15 protein-coding genes and 2 tRNA genes are annotated in these 19,424 nt (G+C 45.0%); 7 read left to right on the plus strand and 10 right to left on the minus strand.

All coding sequences use genetic code 11. The annotated features are described in order from the left end of the window. The first annotated feature begins 23 nt into the window (after positions 1-23). Genes ACYTXU_RS01640 through ACYTXU_RS01655 form a run of 4 tightly spaced genes read left to right on the plus strand, consistent with a single transcriptional unit; the run spans position 24 to position 5,738 of the window. Complete coding sequence (locus tag ACYTXU_RS01640) at positions 24-1,250, plus strand: DNA cytosine methyltransferase (RefSeq protein WP_462207866.1); 1,227 nt, start codon at positions 24-26, stop codon at positions 1,248-1,250. Beyond that, positions 1,250-3,355, plus strand: a complete 2,106-nt coding sequence (locus tag ACYTXU_RS01645) for a sensor histidine kinase (protein ID WP_462207868.1) — start codon at positions 1,250-1,252, stop codon at positions 3,353-3,355. The genes ACYTXU_RS01640 and ACYTXU_RS01645 overlap by 1 nt, the downstream gene beginning before the upstream one ends. Continuing rightward, entirely contained in the window at positions 3,352-5,022 is a 1,671-nt protein-coding gene (locus ACYTXU_RS01650; protein ID WP_462207870.1) for a hypothetical protein, read from the plus strand. The genes ACYTXU_RS01645 and ACYTXU_RS01650 overlap by 4 nt, the downstream gene beginning before the upstream one ends. Positions 5,023-5,036: 14 nt before the next feature. After that, positions 5,037-5,738 (plus strand): HNH endonuclease, encoded by a 702-nt coding sequence (locus tag ACYTXU_RS01655; protein WP_462207871.1) that lies wholly within the window; start codon positions 5,037-5,039, stop codon positions 5,736-5,738. 114 nt (positions 5,739-5,852) lie between these two features. Here the strand turns inward: ACYTXU_RS01655 and ACYTXU_RS01660 are convergent. The 9 genes from ACYTXU_RS01660 to ACYTXU_RS01700 all read right to left on the minus strand — a co-directional run bounded on the left by ACYTXU_RS01660 (position 5,853) and on the right by ACYTXU_RS01700 (position 14,673). Beyond that, positions 5,853-5,929, minus strand: a tRNA-Met gene (locus ACYTXU_RS01660). Positions 5,930-6,276: 347 nt separating this feature from the next. Continuing rightward, positions 6,277-7,368, minus strand: a complete 1,092-nt coding sequence (ychF, locus tag ACYTXU_RS01665; RefSeq protein WP_462207873.1) for a redox-regulated ATPase YchF — start codon at positions 7,366-7,368, stop codon at positions 6,277-6,279. A gap of 30 nt (positions 7,369-7,398) precedes the next feature. Next, a complete protein-coding gene (gene pth, locus ACYTXU_RS01670; protein WP_462207874.1) occupies positions 7,399-7,992 on the minus strand; it encodes an aminoacyl-tRNA hydrolase in 594 nt (197 codons plus the stop codon). 141 nt (positions 7,993-8,133) lie between these two features. Then, positions 8,134-8,820, minus strand: coding sequence for a 50S ribosomal protein L25/general stress protein Ctc (locus tag ACYTXU_RS01675; RefSeq protein WP_462207876.1), 687 nt, complete (start codon positions 8,818-8,820; stop codon positions 8,134-8,136). 717 nt (positions 8,821-9,537) lie between these two features. Then, positions 9,538-10,488: a ribose-phosphate pyrophosphokinase gene (locus ACYTXU_RS01680; RefSeq protein WP_462209341.1), complete on the minus strand. Its 951-nt coding sequence runs from the start codon at positions 10,486-10,488 to the stop codon at positions 9,538-9,540. Positions 10,489-10,552: 64 nt separating this feature from the next. Continuing rightward, positions 10,553-10,627 (minus strand) — tRNA-Gln (locus ACYTXU_RS01685). 8 nt (positions 10,628-10,635) lie between these two features. Beyond that, the gene (gene ispE / locus ACYTXU_RS01690) at positions 10,636-11,511 is read right to left on the minus strand and encodes a 4-(cytidine 5'-diphospho)-2-C-methyl-D-erythritol kinase (protein ID WP_462207877.1); all 876 of its coding nucleotides are present in this window, start codon (positions 11,509-11,511) and stop codon (positions 10,636-10,638) included. After that, on the minus strand, positions 11,508-12,134 hold the full coding sequence (lolB, locus tag ACYTXU_RS01695) for a lipoprotein insertase outer membrane protein LolB (protein WP_462207878.1): 627 nt from the start codon (positions 12,132-12,134) through the stop codon (positions 11,508-11,510). The genes ispE and lolB overlap by 4 nt, the downstream gene beginning before the upstream one ends. 568 nt (positions 12,135-12,702) lie before the next feature. Further along, complete coding sequence (locus ACYTXU_RS01700; protein ID WP_462207879.1) at positions 12,703-14,673, minus strand: tetratricopeptide repeat protein; 1,971 nt, start codon at positions 14,671-14,673, stop codon at positions 12,703-12,705. A 224-nt stretch (positions 14,674-14,897) separates the two neighbouring features. Here ACYTXU_RS01700 and hemA point away from each other — a divergent pair, with 224 nt between their 5' ends. Genes hemA through prmC form a run of 3 tightly spaced genes read left to right on the plus strand, consistent with a single transcriptional unit; the run spans position 14,898 to position 18,159 of the window. Then, on the plus strand, positions 14,898-16,160 hold the full coding sequence (hemA, locus tag ACYTXU_RS01705; protein ID WP_462207880.1) for a glutamyl-tRNA reductase: 1,263 nt from the start codon (positions 14,898-14,900) through the stop codon (positions 16,158-16,160). 53 nt (positions 16,161-16,213) lie between these two features. Next, complete coding sequence (gene prfA, locus ACYTXU_RS01710; RefSeq protein ID WP_462207881.1) at positions 16,214-17,308, plus strand: peptide chain release factor 1; 1,095 nt, start codon at positions 16,214-16,216, stop codon at positions 17,306-17,308. A gap of 5 nt (positions 17,309-17,313) precedes the next feature. Next, entirely contained in the window at positions 17,314-18,159 is an 846-nt protein-coding gene (prmC, locus tag ACYTXU_RS01715; RefSeq protein WP_462207883.1) for a peptide chain release factor N(5)-glutamine methyltransferase, read from the plus strand. Between the two features lie 224 nt (positions 18,160-18,383). On the opposite strand, the gene ACYTXU_RS01720 is transcribed toward prmC, so the two are convergent. Next, positions 18,384-19,172, minus strand: a complete 789-nt coding sequence (locus tag ACYTXU_RS01720) for an IS110 family transposase (protein WP_462207885.1) — start codon at positions 19,170-19,172, stop codon at positions 18,384-18,386. Between the last annotated feature and the right edge of the window lie 252 nt (positions 19,173-19,424).

A 19,424-nucleotide genomic window follows, 5' to 3' on the forward strand; every position in this document is an offset into this window, starting at 1 on the left:
TTGATAAACATAAAGAATAAGCAATGACAGACCTTCACTACATCGATCTTTTTGCAGGCGCTGGCGGCTTGTCCGAGGGATTCATAAAATCAGGCTTTGTTCCGTTGGCTCATGTTGAGGCTGACAAATCAGCCGCATATACTCTAAAAACACGTTCGGCATACCATTATCTAAACAATACAGACCAAGCTGGCATCTATCAGAGTTACATTAAAGGTAATATAGATAGGGACAGTTTTTACCAGCAAATCCCTTCTTCCGTTCTTGATACAGTAATAAATGGAAAAATTGGTGGTGATAATCGGCATATATTCGAAAAAATCGATACTCTTGTTGGCAGCAAGAAGGTTGATTTGATCATTGGCGGCCCCCCATGTCAGGCATACTCTGTAGTCGGTAGAGCTCCTTTAAAGCATAAAAAGGATGATGAGCGTACTAAACTATACCTTCATTATGGTCGCTTTCTAAGCAGGTATAAACCTAAAGCGTTTTTATTTGAGAATGTTCCCGGCATTCTTACAGCGGGTGATGGTGAATATTACAAAAACCTTCAATCATATTATAGACGTCTCGGTTACCACGTAGAAGCTCGTTTATTAAATGCTATAGATTACAATGTAATTCAGAATAGGAAGCGTGTAATAATCATCGGTTGGGACAAAACATTAAATTGGTCTTACCCAGAAATTGTCAAAACAGAGCCGACTTATAATAGAAACCATATTTTTTATGATTTACCCAAAGTCGGCTGTGGAGAAAATGCAAGAATCCAAAAATATTCTTCTCCAATTAACAAGTATTTATCTCAAACTGAAATTCGTAACTGCGTTAACTATGTAAGCCAACATATAACACGTCCCCACAATGAAAGAGATTTAAAAATATACGAGTTAGCAATTAACCAGTTGAATCAAGGTAAGCGCCTTAAAAATAGTGATATTCCAGTGAGCATGAGAACTCAAAAAAATACTTCATCTTTTTTAGACCGATTTAAAGTAGTTGATAACATTCCACACACTCTCATAGCACATATAGCAAAAGATGGGCATCATTTTATTCACCCCGATGCTAAGCAATTACGATCTATCTCGGTTAGAGAAGCTGCTCGAATTCAGTCATTCCCTGATGATTATTACTTTGAGGGCAATAAAGAAAATGCGAGTAGGTCTGCTGCCTATAGACAAATAGGTAATGCTGTTCCACCTTTAATGGCTCAACGAATCGCTGAAAAAATGAAAGAGATGCTGTAATGAGTGAAAAAATTGAATTTAAGCCAAGAGCAAGATTGCTTCTCCAACTTGGGGATCAGTTAATCAAAAGTGACAGCATTGCTTTACTTGAAATTGTAAAGAATGCCTATGATGCTAATGCGACACACGCCCGTGTTTACATGAAAAACCTAGAAGATCCTGAAAAAGGACAAATTGTTATTGAGGATGACGGTGATGGTATGAATCTAGATATCATTAGAGATGTATGGATGCAGCCAGGCAGTGAGCATAAAGAAAAATTATTAGCAAGACGAAAACCTAAAGATAAAGGTCGACCACCAATTGGTGGTAAAGGGATAGGACGATTTGGTGTGCATAAACTAGGTTATAAGATTCAGCTTATAAGTAAGATGGAGGGGGGGAAAGAAGTTTCACTTAAAGTGGATTGGAGAGATTTTGAGCAAGACAAGTTTCTTAGCGACATTAAAATAGAGTTGCTTGAGCATGATTCCCCAACACATTTCACAGGTAATAAAACAGGAACCAAGATTATAGTACACGAGCTCAAAAACAAGTGGACGAGAGGAAGTGTGCGGGACTTATACAGAGCTGTCAATTCTTTGAACTCTCCTTTTGAAACAAAGGATTCTTTTAACACATATTTTGTACTAGATAATCAGGACTGGCTGCAAGGCTTAAAAAACTTCAAAGAGTTTAAAGAGTATGCGCTTTATTATGCTGAAGCAACCCTAAAAGGCAATGAAATTACAAAGCTAAAATATGACTTTAGACCATGGGATACAATGTCAAAGTTAACAGGTCGTTCGGAGACATATAACAACATCAGAATAGTTGAAAGACAAGTTAATGAAACTTCCAAGAAGAAAGAAATGGTTGATGTTGACCTCTCAAACTATGAGATCGGGGAAGTTAAAATAAAATTCTTAATTTTTGACTTGTCACCAAAAGTATTATCTCTCGGTGTCAGCGACAAAAAAGGCCTTCGTGAGTATTTAAATACAAATGGAGGTGTGAGAGTTTTTAGAGATAATATAAGAGTCTATGACTACGGCGAACCCGAAAATGACTGGTTGAACTTAGATATCGCGAGGGTAAATCAGCCTGGCAGCAAAATCAGTAATAACCAAATCATCGGGGCTATATTGCTTAATCGCTCAGAAAGTAAGGACTTAATAGAAAAGACAAACAGAGAGGGATTTATTGAGAATGAAGCTTACTTAAAATTCACTTCATCGGTGTTATTTACGATCGGTAAGGTTCTTACGCAAAGAAATTTAGATAAAGATTTAGTAAGGAAATATTATGGTACTTCAGCTTCAAATGAACCCGTCCTCTCGCAAATCAAAATAATTCAAGAAAAAATTAATGAAGGTGTAAAGGATCAAGATTTAAAGACAGACTTGCTTAAATCTATTTCCAAAATCGAAAAGGACTACGAGTCAATAGCTAAGATCTATATGAGAAGTTCAAGTGCAGGCCTTAGTCTGAGCATAGTTATTCATGAGATCATTCATATGATCTCAGAATTAGCATCTGCTATTGAAAAACAACCAACAGATCCTCACGTGAAGCAATTAGTAAGAATGTTACAAAGAACTGCAGGGGATTATGCGGACGTAATTAAGCAATCAAATAAAAATAGAGTAGACTTAATAACCGTAACTCGTCATGCCCTATCAACAATCAAATTCAGAATTAAAGCTCACGATGTTGAAATTATTGACCAATATTTGGAGCGGAAAAATCTGAACACGACTATTTCTTGCGCCAAGAATTTAGTTACCAGTACGATTATCAACCTAGTTGATAACTCAATTTGGTGGCAACAATACGCAAGGGTAAAAAATAAGAGAATACTTGTAGACATCGTAGAATATCCCGAAAAACATATTTCATTGCTTATTGCAGATAATGGACCTGGTTTTAGCATTCCTCCCGAACAAGCAGTGAAACCTTTCATATCCGATAAGGATGGAGGGATGGGGCTTGGATTACACCTGGCAGATGAAGTGATGAAGGGGCAGAAAGGACAACTGATTTTTCCTGAGCCATATGATTTTGATATGCCAGAAGAGTTTCAGAATGGTGCAAAACTGCTTCTTTCGTTTAGGAAAATGCTATGAAAGACTTTCATTTACCCACGGATGGCTCAGTTCTAGTCATCGACGACAACATTGAAGAGGCAAAACCTCTTCTAAAAATGCTATCTTCTAGAGGAATATCATACACCTATTATTCAGGAAATGATGACGAGTACCCGCAGCAGGCAGTTCAAAAAGTCCGCCTTGCATTTTTCGATATACAACTTATTCAAATGAGCAGCTCCCACCAATACGCACAAATCATTCTAGGAATATTAGAAAGATTAATTCCAGAGGACAATGGGCCATACGTAATGGTTTTGTGGAGTCAAAGACTAGAACTTCATGCAGCTGAGGTGAAAAGGCAGGTCAACGCAAATAACCAAGTTAGAAGACCTCTTGCTATTATTGAATTGGACAAGTCAGATTATTTTGAATCAACTGAGCACCCTTCATATGATGATGATATTTCTGAGCTGACTAATGACTTACATACTATTTTCCCTGATGACCAAACAAGCAATGTTGTTGACTTAGTTAAACGTATTTTTCCTCCAAGTACACAATGGGAACTTAAAGAAGATGCATTTTCTAGAATTTTGGAAAAGCTACAAACTGAGTTGCTCGCAAAAGTTAATTGTTTTCAATTATTCACACTTTGGGAGTCCCATGTAAAAAAAGCCTCAGGAAAAACCGTTTCAGCATATTCCGAACCTCATTCAAATACACCATATTGGAATGAAAACATTAAATATACTATATATAGAATGGCTCATGCTCAAGCAGCACAGTCTTCTTTTGGCTTAGATAATTCAGGCCTAATGGAAAATGCACTAAGAACACTCAATCAAACCTTTATGGACGATGTTGAAAATTGCATTCACGAAGTAGGTCATTTCTCTGCAAATATATCTATAAGCAATAATGATATTTACTATACCGGTTCATTTAAGAAAGTCGATTATAGGCTCAGAATGAACACCACTAATGGTAAATATCAATTTTATAAAGGAACTGAGTTAATTCCACCAGGTCATCCAGGTTCACAAAACTTCATCAATCTGAGGAAAACTCTAGACAAATATTTTAAAAGTAAGAATGATAATGATGGTATCAAAGCCTTCGACAAGATCGTTAAACTCTATGAAGAAGTAAAACCTGAAATCAATAGTAAATTACATATCGATAATGCCCTAATAACTTACTTAAAACCAGGTAACTTATATGAAGTTAGAGACATCTCAGATGATAGAAGAAAAGAGCTATTAAAAAATTACTTTCATGAAGGTGAAGGGAATTCACACCTATATTCAGACAAAAAAGGATATAAAAAAAATATCTTGTCACTAAAAAAAATCCATTTCATAGAGTTAGAGGTGACGCCTCCTTGCGATTATGCTCAACGCAAATGGTTAAAATCCCGCGTATTACCAGGCATACTGATTCCAGAAGAATTTTTTAACTATTCCTATAGCGGTAGCGCTAACAAAAAGAAAGATTACATATACTCTCTTCCGATCATCAAGTATAACAACAAAAACTATCAACTATTATTTGATTTCAGGCTATTTAAATCTGTAGACCATGAGCATATGGATGGAATGAAAGATGCTCTCCTGTTTAGACTGCGACAAGAAGTACATGCAGATATAATTTCAAAGCTCTCGAATCACGTAAACAGACTTGGAATTGCCGAGTTAGTATTATAGGCAGGGATAACACAGTGGATTTTAGACAATGGTTGCTGGAACAAAGTTTATCAAAAGCTTCTGTTTCAAAGTATTACACTGCAATTAAAGGTGTTATATCTAAGTGGTCATTAGAAGCAGGCATTGTAGATAAACCTCTTTTAGAGATAACTGATTTCGAAGAGTTTTCCAAAATTGTTGAGGACATAGTAAAGCTTCCCATTTTCCAAGCTCGTGACGATGTTGGAAATAAGATGTATTCCTCATCACTAAATTATTTTTCCGAATATCTAAGACATACTTTTCAACCAGATATAAAAGCAGACCTTGAAGACATTCTTGCGAATAGAGAAATTGGTGAGACAGAACGTAAGACACTAATTAACACTCGAATTGGCCAGGGTAAATACAGAAATGATTTAGTAGACTTATGGAAAAGTTGTGCTGTGACTGGTTATTCAGAAGTATCAATGCTTAGAGCTTCACATATAAAGCCATGGGCAAAATCTTCTTCGAAAGAAAAGCTTGATAAATATAATGGTTTTTTACTTTTACCCAATATTGATCATGCATTTGATATGGGAATGATCACCTTTCAACAGAATGGGCTGATTCTTATTTCATCATCGCTTAATTCACCCGAGATGTTAGGTATTAATAAAAATATGTTTATTAAGCTGTATCCTGAGAATAAACCTTATCTCGTTTTTCATAGTCAATATGTGTTTAAGCGTTAATAATTATCTTCCAGCACACTAGGGACTTTATCTATAAATTGTATAGTTAGGCTTCTTGTTTGGAGCAACCAACAAAAAAGGCTTACAGATTTCTCTGTAAGCCTTTCTTTTATATGGTAGCTATGGGTGGACTTGAACCACCGACCCCAGCATTATGAATGCTGTGCTCTAACCAGCTGAGCTACATAGCCATAATTCAGTGGCGCGTATTTTCGTGATTTGGGGGCTTGTTGTCAAGCCTTTGTCTTTAAAAAGTATCGCGAAAATTCTGGGCTGGGATTGTACCTATGGCATTCTCCCTAAAAAGGCTTCCTTTGGTCATCCCATGGGCACTTCCTTCGGTCATGGCAATGCTTATCCAATAGAAAGAGCAAAGAGCAGATTCCCTCCGGCCGCCTGAATACGTTTAGGTAATTTGGAATCTGGGCGAACGCAGTTCGCCCCTACAAAGTCACTGGATCCCGCGGTTAAACCGCGGGATGACAGGGTAATAGGGCAGGCACATTGGCGCTGCCCCTACCCATCAATATAGACTGTCTTAGACGTTGAATCGGAAGTGCATGACGTCGCCATCCTGGACGATATACTCTTTGCCTTCCAGTCTCCATTTACCGGCTTCTTTTGCGCCTGCTTCGCCGTTTCCTGCGATGAAGTCGTCGTAGGCGATGACTTCGGCGCGGATGAAGCCTTTTTCGAAGTCGGTGTGGATGACGGCGGCGGCCTGTGGGGCTGTGGCGCCGATTTTAACTTGCCATGCGCGAACTTCTTTAACGCCTGCGGTGAAGTAGGTCTGTAGGTTGAGTAGGCTGTAGCCGGCGCGGATAACGCGGTTGAGGCCTGGCTCGTCTTGCCCTAGGTCGGCGAGGAAGTCTGCTTTGTCTTCGTCGTCCAAGGCGGCGATTTCAGATTCGATTGCCGCGCAGATTGGCACTACTTCTGAGTTTTCGCCGGCGGCGAATTCGCGCACCTGGTCGAGCAATGGGTTGTTTTCAAAACCATCTTCGCTGACGTTGGCGATATACATGGTTGGTTTGTTGGTGATGAGCTGGAATTTACGCATGATCTTTTGCTCATCTTTGTCCAAGTCCAGAGAGCGCAGGGCATTGCCTTCGTCGAGGCAGGCTTTTGCTTTTTCAAGGATGACCAATTCTGCTTTAGCGTCTTTGTCGCCGCTCTTGGCGATTTTGGCAGTTTTCAGAATACGTTTTTCAACCGCTTCAAGGTCAGCTAGCGCTAATTCGGTGTTAATGGTTTCGATATCGGCGATTGGGTCAACTTTACCGGCAACGTGGACAACGTCGTCATTGGCGAAGCAGCGAACCACGTGGGCAATCGCGTGCGTTTCGCGAATGTTGGCGAGGAACTTGTTGCCGAGGCCTTCGCCTTTCGAGGCGCCAGCAACGAGACCAGCGATATCAACGAATTCCATAGTCGCGGGTAATACGCGCTGTGGATTAACGATTTTGGCCAGGGCATCAAGGCGCGGATCAGGAATCGGTACCACGCCGGTGTTGGGTTCGATGGTGCAGAATGGATAGTTAGCTGCGTCAATACCCGCATCGGTCAATGCGTTGAAGAGTGTTGATTTACCAACGTTAGGAAGTCCTACAATACCGCAATTTAATGCCATGACGTCAATCTCTTTGAGTTGTGTTGCGTGTTAACTGGCGGGCGGGGTGACGCTGTGCAGACGATGCACGGCTTTGTCCCAGTCGCCATTCAATAGGGTGCCGGTTTCGCGTACCGCTTCATCAATCGCGAGGATGATGGCGTTGCGGTCGTCCGGACTGGGCTTACTGAGCACGTAGCCGGTGACCTGGCTTTTATGGCCCGGATGGCCAATGCCGACTCGTAAGCGCATGAATTCTTTATTGTTACCAAGGCTGCTGATGGTGTCGCGCAGACCATTGTGGCCGCCATGGCCACCGCCTTTTTTCAGTTTCAATGTGCCAGGATCGATATCCAGCTCATCGTGGGCGACTAAAATCTGTTCCGGTTCGACTTTATAGAAGTTGGCGACTGCCTGAATGGCTTTGCCGCTAAGGTTCATAAAGGTGGTTGGGATTAACAGCATGACCTCGTGGCCATCGATGAATCCTTTGCCGAACAAACCGTGGAATTTGCTTTCAACTTTGAGCGAAATCGAATAGGCGCGCGCGAGTTCCTCCACATACCATGCTCCGGCATTGTGGCGGGTGCCATCGTATTGTGTGCCTGGGTTAGCCAGACCGACAATTAACTTGATGCTGGACACTGCGCAATTTCCCCAAAGTTAAGAAACGTTAAAATTTAAAAAAGGGCTTTAAAGAAAAGACCCCGAAATGGTTGCCCTTAAAAAGGATTTCGAGGTCTTATCATAGCCAGAAAAGGCCGATTTCGCTAAGCAGTCAAAGAATTATTCTTTGTCTTCGCCTTCGTCATCGCCTTTCTGTTCAGATGCTGGAACTTCTGCTGCTGCTTCATCAGCCGCTTCCGCTTCTGCTTCAGCTTCTTCATCTTCAGATGGGCCACTTGGACGAACGATGTTAGCTACTGACAAGTCATGCTCTTCGCCTTGAAGTTCTGTTAGTTCAACACCTTCTGGCAATACAAGATCAGACATGTGAATAGTTTCGCCGATTTCCAGCGCGCCTAGGTCAACTTCGATGTACTCAGGTAGGTTACGTGGACGACACGCTACTTCTACGCTAGTGACCTGGTGAGAAACGATGCCGCCAGCTTTAACGCCAGGAGCTGATTTCTCGTTAAGGAAGTGCAATGGAACCGTCGCGTTCATGATTTCGCCACGAACGATGCGCTTAAGATCCATGTGTAGAACTTTTGGTTTAAAAGGGTGACGCTGAATGTCCTTGATCACGACTTCTTCAACAGAACCAGCGATATCCAATTTGATGATTGAAGAATAAACTGCTTCTTCATCAAGCATATTGATGATCTGGTTGTGATTTAAAGAAATAGATTTAGGTTCTTCCTTACCACCGTACACGATAGCAGGAATTAGATCTGCTTCACGACGTAGGCGGCGGCTCGCACCTTTCCCCATATCGCTACGCAATTCAGCGTTAAAAGTATAATCGCTCATTGTGTTACTCCACAAGTTGAGGGTTAGTATAAACCTGTACTTCGCGACCAAAGACAGGCATGAATTTTTGGTCTGAGGTCAATTTGACCGTGCAGGCCCAAAAATGGTGCGAAATTATACAACAGCAAGGGTTGCAGAAGCTAGGGGAAATGTGGGTTTTTTGGTCAATAGTGCTGGTAGGGGGGATGGCTGTGTGCCAGAGAGATGATTCTGAGATGCTGGGATTCGTTTCACTCATCGCCAGCCTACGGGAATGGTGGGCCAAGGCCCACCCTACATTGGGTTTAAGGTTGGGTTTTGTAGGGCGGGCCTTGGCCCGCCGAAAGAATATGGTCATTTCTTTGAGAGAAAAGAGCAGATTATGAAATACATCCTTGTATTTCACCAAAGGCCAGCTCCGCTGTTCAAAATCGCTCCATGCGATTTTGTCCGTGTCGTAGCACGGAATGACAAAACTCTGGGTTGGTGCTATTTCGTATAGATGATGCCGTTTATTGGTAGGGGCAGTGCCTGTGTGCCTGCCCGAGCGTAGGGACAACTCATGAGTTGTCCGTACAAAGTCACTGGATCCCGCGGTCAAGCCGCGGGATGACAGGATAATAGGGCGAGCATCCACAGGAATGGTGGGCCAAGGCCCACCCTACGATTAATCTTTTATTTCAGGCAATAAAAAAGCAGGCCGGGGCCTGCTTTTGGGATGTTGCTGAACCGAGAATCTTAGTCGAGGAACATGGTTGAGATGGATTCTTCGGTGTTGACGCGTCGAATCGATTCGCCCATGAGTGGTGCCAGGTCGAGGATTTCTATACGGTCACATTCCTGCGCTTCTTTCGATAGCGGGATGGTGTTGGTGACTACCAGGCGATCGAGGCTTGAGCCGTTGATGTTGCTGATGGCTTTGCCGGATAGGACTGCGTGGGTGGCGTATGCGAAGACGCTTTTGGCGCCGTGGTCTTTTAGCGCCTGCGCTGCCTGGCAGAGTGTGCCGGCGGTGTCGACCATGTCATCAACAATGACGCAATCACGACCAGATACATCACCGATGATGTTCATGACGCTGACTTCGTTGGCGCGTGGGCGACGTTTATCGATAATCGATAAGTCGGCGTCGTCGAGGCGTTTTGCGATAGCGCGTGCACGAACCACACCACCAACGTCTGGCGAAACAACCATCAGGTTTTGGCCGGCGATGTTGGATTGGATGTGTTCGAGAAGTACTGGTGTGGCGTAGACGTTGTCTACTGGAATATTGAAGAAGCCTTGAATCTGGTCTGCGTGTAGGTCGACGGTGAGTACTCGGTCGAAACCTACGCCGCTGATCATGTCGGCTACGACTTTGGCGCTAATTGGAACTCGCGCTGAGCGTACGCGACGATCTTGACGAGCGTAACCATAGTAAGGAATTACTGCGGTGATACGCTTGGCGGATGCACGCTTTAGTGCGTCGGCCATGATGATGAGTTCCATCAGGTTGTCGTTAGTCGGTGCGCAGGTAGATTGAATAATAAATACGTCTTTACCACGAACATTTTCTAAAATTTCGACGCTGCATTCGCCATCACTAAAGCGTTCAGTATGCGCTTTACCAAGTGGCACGTTTAAATAATTAGAAATTCGTTTGGCGAGATCGGGTGTGGCATTACCACTGAAAAGCATTAAATCAGACATCGAAAAGCCCTGTAACATTAGCCCCAAAAGTTACAGCAAGCAGGAAAAAACTGGGAAGAGAAAGTGGCAGGGGTAGCTGGATTTGAACCAACGAATGGCGGCATCAAAAGCCGCTGCCTTACCGCTTGGCGATACCCCTGCAATTTTTTACTTTATCAGCGGGGAGGCGTTGATACCTCTAGCTTCTAAAGTTAGCCAGCGCTGCTTGCACAGAGCGGCTATTTTACGGACTTCTCGCTCGTTGTCAAAGGTTAAGAAGAGACAACTTCCGGTTCCGGTTAACATCACTTTTCCGTATTGAGACAGATGCTCAAAGGCTTCTTTTATCTCCGGATAAAGTTCGAGAACCAGTGTTTGCATGGCGTTGTAACCAACTTCAGGCAAACTCCCTTCGCGAGTGGCGCGTAATTTAATGGGTTTGTCGTTTCTTGTCAACGCTGAATGTGAAAAAATTTTGCCGGTGTTCACATGAACGTTTGGATAGACAATGAGATACCACTTTTCGGGGATGTCGGTGTTGGTTAAAAGTTCGCCAATCCCTTCCGCCCAGGCGCTATGACCATTCACGAAAACGGGGACATCGGCACCTAATTGGCGACCGAGGTCGATGAGCTGTTGCTGCTTAAGCTTCAAGTCCCAGAGATGATTGAGGGCGACTAATGTGGTTGCCGCATTGGAGCTGCCGCCGCCAAGACCGGCACCAGAAGGTAGGCGCTTGGTCAGTTTGATATCGGCGCCAGATTGCGCTGTGCAAAAACGCTGCAAGATTCGGGCGGCTTTAATGACCAGGTTCTGTTCGCTGGGCACTTCGTTGTATTCGCTATGCAGAGTTAGCTCGCCGCTTGTGTTCGGCTTTATCCAGAGGTCGTCGCCAAAGTCTAGCAGTTGAAACAGGGTTTGCAGTTCGTGATAGCCGTCCGGGCGTTGGCCGAGTACGCGCAACTCTAAATTGAGCTTGGCTGGCGAGGGCCAATAGCTGTAGCCCTGCTCATCGAGACTGCCGGTTGCAACGGTGAAACTCATAAGGTCAGATCCCAGCTGCGCAGCGACAATATGATTTTGTTCTCGCCTTGCGTGATTCTGATTTTTTGCGGCAGGGATATGGTGTGGCCATGTTGCCAGGGGTGGCTGTCGTATCTTTGGAATAGAACCTGATAGTCCTGATAATTGATTTCCTGCAAGGTGCCGTCGGCGTTGATTTTCAGATCGTCACGGTGGATGCCTGTCGGTAAGCCCAGTACCCAGTCCTGCAAATAGTGGATGGGTAAATTCCAACCGAGTACATCATGCAACAGTTGTTCGGCGTTGTAGCCTTCGAAGTGTTGCTCGTCGCCGGTTTTGAGGGTGGTTAGATACGGCGTGATATCCAGTAGCGCGTAGGTGGTGCCGAAAGTGCCGTACATGCGAATGGTTAAGGTGTCGCGCGATTGTTGCTTCCACATGATGCTGCTGGAGAAGCTGTCGTCGGGCTGGGTGATGCCGATGCGCCCCTGAGTGGTGAAGCCTTTGATGGTTTTCAGCGCCTGGTATTGTTTTTGCCACAGCGGATCGTCCCAGACGGTGGTGTCCTGTTTTTCGGGCAGGGTTTCGCAAGCGGTCAGTAATAAAGCGAAGCTGATTAATAGTGTGCGCAGCGATAAACTCATTCAATGGCTCTCATTCTTGTATTGTTGATATTTAATAGACCGTTAAATAGATAGGACTGAGGGAATGTTATTCAGTTCCAATTGGCGAGATTATGCCTGTTTTTGGGGCGGCTTGCATCTTTGGGGGATTTCATAGGGCAGGTTGTTGGGGATTTGCATTATCCGCAAGTTTTGTCATTCCAAACTAGATTTGGAATCTGCTTTTGTCTGATGGGTTACGGCTAATGCCTAACCCATCCTATAAGAACTAGGAGCTAGCCTGACGTTGTAGGTGGGGCGGGTACATTGGCACCGCCCTACCATCTTGTCATTCCTGGCTTGACCCGGAATCTGCTTTTATCTGATGGGTTACGCTTTGCTAACCCATCCTATAAGAACTAGGAGCTAGCCTGACGTTGTAGGTGAGGCGGGTACATTGGTGCCGCCCGTACCATCTTGTCATTCCGGGCTTGACCCGGAATCTGCTTTTGTCTGATGGGTTACGGCTAATGCCTAACCCATCCTATAAACGAGTTAGATGTTCATGTTATTAGTAGGGCGGGCCTTGGCCCGCCGAAATAAAAAATGATTACCCTGCGTTTTGGGCTTCGGGGAAGCGTTGTAGGATTTCCATCAAATAGCGGTTATTCGGATTCTGGCGCAGGGCTCTTTGCCAGATTTCTGTGGCTTTTTCTTTTTCGTTCATGACCCACAAAACTTCACCTAAGTGGGCGGCGACTTCGGGTAATGGTTGTTTCTGGTAAGCCATTTTTAGGTATTCGAGGGCTTTTTGCAGGTTGCCGAGGCGGTATTGTACCCAGCCCATGGAGTCGAGTACGGCGCTGTTTTCGGGGTCATGTTGATAGGCGGTTTCAACTAAACGTTGTGCTTCGTCCAGTGAGCGGTTCATATCCGCTAGCGTATAGCCTAGTGCATTCATGGCGTCATAATGATCCGGCTGGATCGATAGAATGGTGCGAAGGTCCAGTTCCATTTGTTGAAAGTAGCCTAAAGGTTCACTGGCGAGTGCTTTGACATACAGGAGGTCCATGTCATCAGGGAAGCGTTCGACTTCTTTTTCCAGCAACAGATAAGCTGACAGATGACTATGCCGACCTTGTAACATGCGGGCGCCAATAATGGTGATTTCTTTGTGCAGCTGATCGCTGTCTGCCTGAGCTCGAAGTTGGTTGATTGACTCAATCATTTCATCGACGGATTGAATCTGGTTGAGCAGTTGTAATTTCTGAAAATACAGTGACGTTTTATTGGGCTCGACCTGAAGCGCACTTTCAATTCGCTGAGCAGCCAGCTCATATTGTTTAATTTGAGTTAAAAAGCTGATTTCAAATTGCAGTAGGCGCTGCTTTTCTTGCAGGCTGACCATTTGCTGGGCTTGCTGTAGGCTTTTCATGGCAGCTTGCCATTGGCCTTGCTCGTTCAGTAGATGAGCCAGGCGGGTACGTGCGGTATAAAAGTAGTTGCCCGGTGGCACCATTTCATAACAACTGATGGCGCGGACGGGGTTTTTGCTGCGTAAGGCTGAGTCCGCGCAGTAGTAACTGGTGGTGTCTTTTTTGAAGTTGTTGCGTGCCAGCTGCCAGAAGTTATCAGAACTTTGCTTGTAAGCTTCTAGTGCGTACTGGCTACCTGCCATCAAAAATTGCGCTTGATGGTTTTTGGGTTGTTCGTCTAATACCTGTTGAAATGCCTGAATCGCTCCCTGGTAATTCTTTTGGGTATAAAGCAGTTCTCCCAATTTGAAGGTTTTTTCCATGTCCAGGCGGCGGCTTTCCACTACCTGATTCAAATAGTCTGCGCGTTTTTCATTCGACTCGAGCGCCAGAGCTTGCCCTTTAATTTCGATTGCTGACAGGAATGTATCGTTTTGCGATAACACTTTATCCAGCAGGCGATGGATGCGTTCCTGGTAGAACTCGGGGTTGTGGCTGTTGAGCAGTTGATAGGCTTCCAGTGTTTTTAAAACGGGATGATTGAGTCTTTCCGTCTCCTGATTGAAGTAGTGGATAAAGTCGGCGTTATCCTGGTAACTGGTCACTTGAATCAGTTGATGGAGCTGCTCGTCTTGCGAAGGTGGCAAGAGTTTCAGTAAGCGGTGGAATTCATCGTTAGCAGTGGGGTAGTCTTCCGTTGCCACAGCGGTCAGTAGCTTGACTTTATGCGCATTGGGATCGTCTGGAGACTGTTTGAGCCAGATAGAAAGTGCATGTTTGACCTGATCATAGTTATGCTTTTCTAAGGCGACCACGGCTGCGCGGCGAGCTAGAGCGATACTGCCGGTGCGCTCGGCTGAGTCTAAAAAGTTGCTTTGCGCAATATCCTCAAGATTCTGCTGACTGGCAATATTGGCCAGCAGAATGCTGAAATACAGTTGGCTGCGCTGATCCGCTGACATGTGAGAAATATCAGGATAGGTCGCATAGTCATGGACAGCTTCCGGTTCTGTTTCAGCTAACATTGGCTGCTTGCTGGAGCAGGCGGCTAACAGGAGCAGGGCGGCGAGCCATTGTAAAAGGAGGATATAAAAACGCTTATTCATGCCCCAATCCTACAATCTCTTTATGACAAGAGGTAGGAATAATTTGTCATAATAAGTAAATACTTAATCTATTTGCTTAAGGTGCGTTGAACCAGAAAGAGTAACAGACCCTATTTTTCGATTAGCGGACATGACGGCTCAGTGTTATAATTCGCGCCAATTATAAGCCTTTGATTTCCCGTAATTTTTAAGCTGGGCTGCAACAACTCAACCGTTTCTTATCTATGTCATTGATTGCATTAGGAATTAACCATAAAACTGCCTCCTTAGCTGTGCGCGAGAAAGTCGCGTTCGCTGATCATGAGCTGGGCGAAATCATGGCTGAGTTGGCGGAAGCTCTGCATCAAAGTGAAGTGGCGGTTTTGTCGACCTGTAATCGAGTCGAATTTTATGTGTCGAGCGATGAGCAAACTCCTGAGCAGCTAAAAGAACAGTTGTTGCATTGGCTACAGGTCAAGAAGCACTTGCAGGAAGATTTGCATTCGGCCGTTTATTGCCACGATGAAGATCAAGCGGTGTTGCACTTAATGCGCGTTGCCAGCGGTCTGGATTCGATGGTGCTCGGCGAGCCACAAATTTTAGGCCAGCTCAAAGCCAGTTATCAAAAAGCGCGTCGCGCCGGCACCATTAATCAGGTGATGGAGCGTTTGTTCCAGAAGACTTTTTCGGCAGCCAAACGGGTTCGTCACGAAACCGATATCGGCACTAATCCAGTGTCGGTGGCCTATGCCGCGGTCAGTTTGGCGAAACACGTTTTTGCAGAATTTTCCAAGTTGACGGTGATGTATGTTGGCGCTGGTGAAACCATTGAATTAGCTGCGCGCCATTTGCAGCAGCAGGGCGTCGGTAAGATGATCATGGCTAACCGAACGCTGGCCAACGCACAAAAACTGGCCAAAGAATTCGAAGGCAAGGCGATTGGCCTTGAAGCGATTCCACACTATTTATCGCAAGCTGACATCGTGATTTCCTCAACCGGCAGTATGTTACCGATTATTGGTAAAGGCATGGTTGAGCAGGCAGTTAAAGAACGCCGCCGCAAAAGCATGTTTATGGTCGATTTAGCGGTGCCGCGCGATATTGAAAGTTCGGTGGGCAAGCTGGATGATGTTTACCTGTACACGGTTGATGACCTGGAAGGTGTGATTCAGGAAAATATGCAGGCACGGCAGCAGGCTGCCGAAGAAGCAGAGCATATTTTGCGAGATTTCAGTGATGAATTTCGTCAATGGCAACTGGGGCGACAAAAGCACGATACGGTGCGTGAGTTGCAGCAAAAATATTCGGATGTTGCACAGAATGAATTGCAGCGTGCCAGAGCACAGTTAGCCAATGATGGTGATCCTGAGCAGGTGATGGAACAGTTGACCCATCGCCTGACGAAAAAGTTTTTGCACCAGCCTTTGGTCTGGTTACGTAATGAAGATGATGAAGTGGATACCCATGAGGTGATCCGCAAGTTATTCGATTTGGATGACGATCATTAACTATCGATTGAGCCTGCTAGTTCCGGGCGACAGCATACAATAACAAGGTTTATATGTTACAAGATTCGATTATTGAAAAATTACAAGGGCTGGTCGATCGCCACGAAGAGATTAGTGCTTTGTTGGGCGATCCGGATGTGATCGGCGATCAGAATAAATTCCGCGATCTGTCAAAAGAATATTCGCAGCTTGAAGAAGTGGTGAATACTTTTCAGCGCTATGAAGAAGCTGAAGCAAGTCTCAAGGCTGCTGAAGAGATGTTGAAAGACGAAGATCCGGATATGCGAGAAATGGCGCAGGAAGAATTGAAAGACGCCAAAGCACAGATCGAAAAACTGGAAGTAGAAATGCAAAAGCTTCTGCTGCCTCGCGATCCCAATGACGACAAAAATACTTTCCTGGAAATTCGTGCTGGAACCGGTGGTGATGAAGCGGCTATCTTTGCTGGTGACTTGTTCCGTATGTACAGTAAATACGCCGAGAAAAAACGCTGGCAGGTTGAAGTGATCAGCGAGAGCGAAGGCGAACATGGTGGCTATAAAGAAATCATTGTGCGCATTATTGGCGATAGCGTTTACTCGCACCTGAAATTCGAATCAGGCGCTCATCGTGTGCAACGGGTTCCAGAAACTGAATCACAAGGTCGTATCCATACTTCCGCCTGTACCGTTGCGGTGATGCCGGAAGCTGACGAATTAGATGCGATTGAAATTAACCCGTCTGATTTGAAAATTGATACCTTCCGTGCATCGGGCGCTGGTGGTCAGCACGTCAACAAAACTGACTCAGCCATTCGTATTACTCACTTGCCTACAGGGGTTGTAGTGGAATGTCAGGACGAGCGCTCTCAGCATAAAAACAAAGCCAAAGCGATGTCAGTATTGCAAGCACGATTGAATGCTGCCGAACAGGCCAAAGCGCAATCGGAACAGACTGAAATGCGCCGTAATTTGGTGGGTACTGGTGATCGTTCGGATCGAATTCGCACCTATAACTTTCCGCAAGGTCGCATGACTGATCATCGTATTAATCTGACGTTATACAAACTTGATGAAATCATGGAAGGCGATATCGATCAGATTGTTGGCCCGCTCATTCAAGAACATCAGGCTGATCAGCTGGCGGCACTTTCGGGGCAGAGTTCATAACTGCGATGAAAGCGCTAAGCGTTGCTCAAGCATTGGCTTGGGCCAGGCAGCAACTTGAAGCAATGGGTGAGGCTGCGTTAGACGTTGAGATTTTATTGGCTGATGCCATCGACAAAAATCGAACCTGGCTGAAAACCTGGCCAGAGTATTTCCTTTCCGAAGATCAGATATCCCGTTTCGAAGACTTCGTTAGTCGCCGCCGTCAGGGTGAGCCAATCGCTTATATTATTGGTCAACAAGAATTCTGGTCGCTGACTTTTAAAGTCACTCGCGATACCTTGATTCCGCGCCCGGAAACCGAAATGTTAGTTGAGCAGGCGTTACAAAGAATTCCTGAAAAAGAACATTTTAACGTGGCTGACCTCGGCACTGGTAGCGGAGCGATTGCTTTGGCGATTGCCAGCGAGCGACCGCAAGCAACCGTGTGGGCTTTGGATATGAGCGAGCCTGCTTTAACCGTTGCTGAAGCCAATGCGCAAAGCAACAAGATTGATAATGTTGCCTTTGAGCAGGGCAGTTGGTTAAGCGACTGGCAACATGGCTTGCTGGATATGATCGTTAGTAATCCTCCGTACGTTGCTCCTAATGATCCGCACCTGGCGGATTTAGTTTATGAGCCGGTAACTGCATTGGTTGCCGAAGATAAAGGTTTGTCCGATATTCGCCAGATTACCCAGCAGGCAGCCGATCATTTAAAGCTTGGTGGCTATTTATTATTTGAGCATGGCTATGATCAGGGGCAGGCAGTTCGAGAGATATTACAGCAAGCAGGCTTTGAGCATATCGAAACCATCAAAGATTATGCGGGACAGGATCGAGTGACCCTGGGTGTGCATAGCGGTAAACCATGAATTATTGAGAGAAAGAGCAGATTCTGAATCTAGTTCAGAATGAACTGTGCTTTATGTCAACCCATACATAGTTCAGCGTCAAAGCTTTTCTGTGATTTTGCTACCGCAAAAGCTTGGCGCAATAATTTACTGGCAACTGCCACACAGACCAGTTTTCCTGGCTTGCCTTTGGCTAACAATCGCTCTGATAACTGCCGGCAACCTGGGTTTGCTTTAGAAGCGGTCTAACTGCATAGGTACAACAGTTTTCGTAATACATTGGTTCCTGATTTCACGATAGCTCTGGAGCCTGCAATACTGGTTCCAGAGCTATGCGCTCTGGAAGCCAACCCCACATAGGCTATCAACTGCTTAACGGTATCAAACCGCCTGAAGCCGTCAGTGAGTATAATTAAATGACACGCTGTTTTAGGCCCTATCCCGGGGATCGACAACAACCTCTGGTACAACTCACCTTCCCATTTTTGAACACTCTGCTGAAGCTCCTGTTCACAGGCTTTAATCTGTTGCTCACAAAGTTTTAACTGTTCGCCTATCAAACCGACGACGCTCTCTGAGCAGTAAACGCTGTGGTTCATGGCTTCAAGTTGATTCGTGAGTCGTGTGTGCGTTGTCATCAGCTCTTGCCGCCAGTGCTCTAACTGCTTGAGTTTCGCTATCTCGGGGGACGTTGGTCGCCACACTTTCGGCGCTTCCGACATGCCGTATTCTGCAATCAGCTTCGCATCCGCCTTATCGGTTTTAGCTCGTCTTAGTTTCATCTGACCATAGCGCTTTATCGACAGTGGATTAACAACACTCAGGCGACACTGCTGCTCATGCAGAAAATAAGACAGGCGCTGATGATAGGTTCCTGTGGCTTCCATCACCCAATGGGAACCATCAGGGGCTGCTGACAATGCTTCTTTGAAACCTTTTAGGGAATTAGCGTAACGATGATGGTGCCAGCGACCTTCAAAAAAACAGGCACAGTCTATCGTTAACTTAGAGACATCCACACCAATATACGTCATGACAAAAATCCTCAAGCTATGCTATCTTTTGAACATGGCAACTTTGTCGACACTCCGCTATCCTGAATACGGGCTCTTAGCCCCATGAACTGTTCGAGGTTGACAAAGCGAGAGAGGGGCTCATCATTCTGAGCGGTCTTTTAGACTAATGACAATCTTGAGCTTTTTCCTCTCTCTGCCATCCATTCATTCTCCTTCCGAATAGACAGCGTTTAAAGCATAGGATGACATGTCTGTGGGGAATGATGCGTT

Source organism: Kangiella sp. M94 (assembly GCF_054926195.1).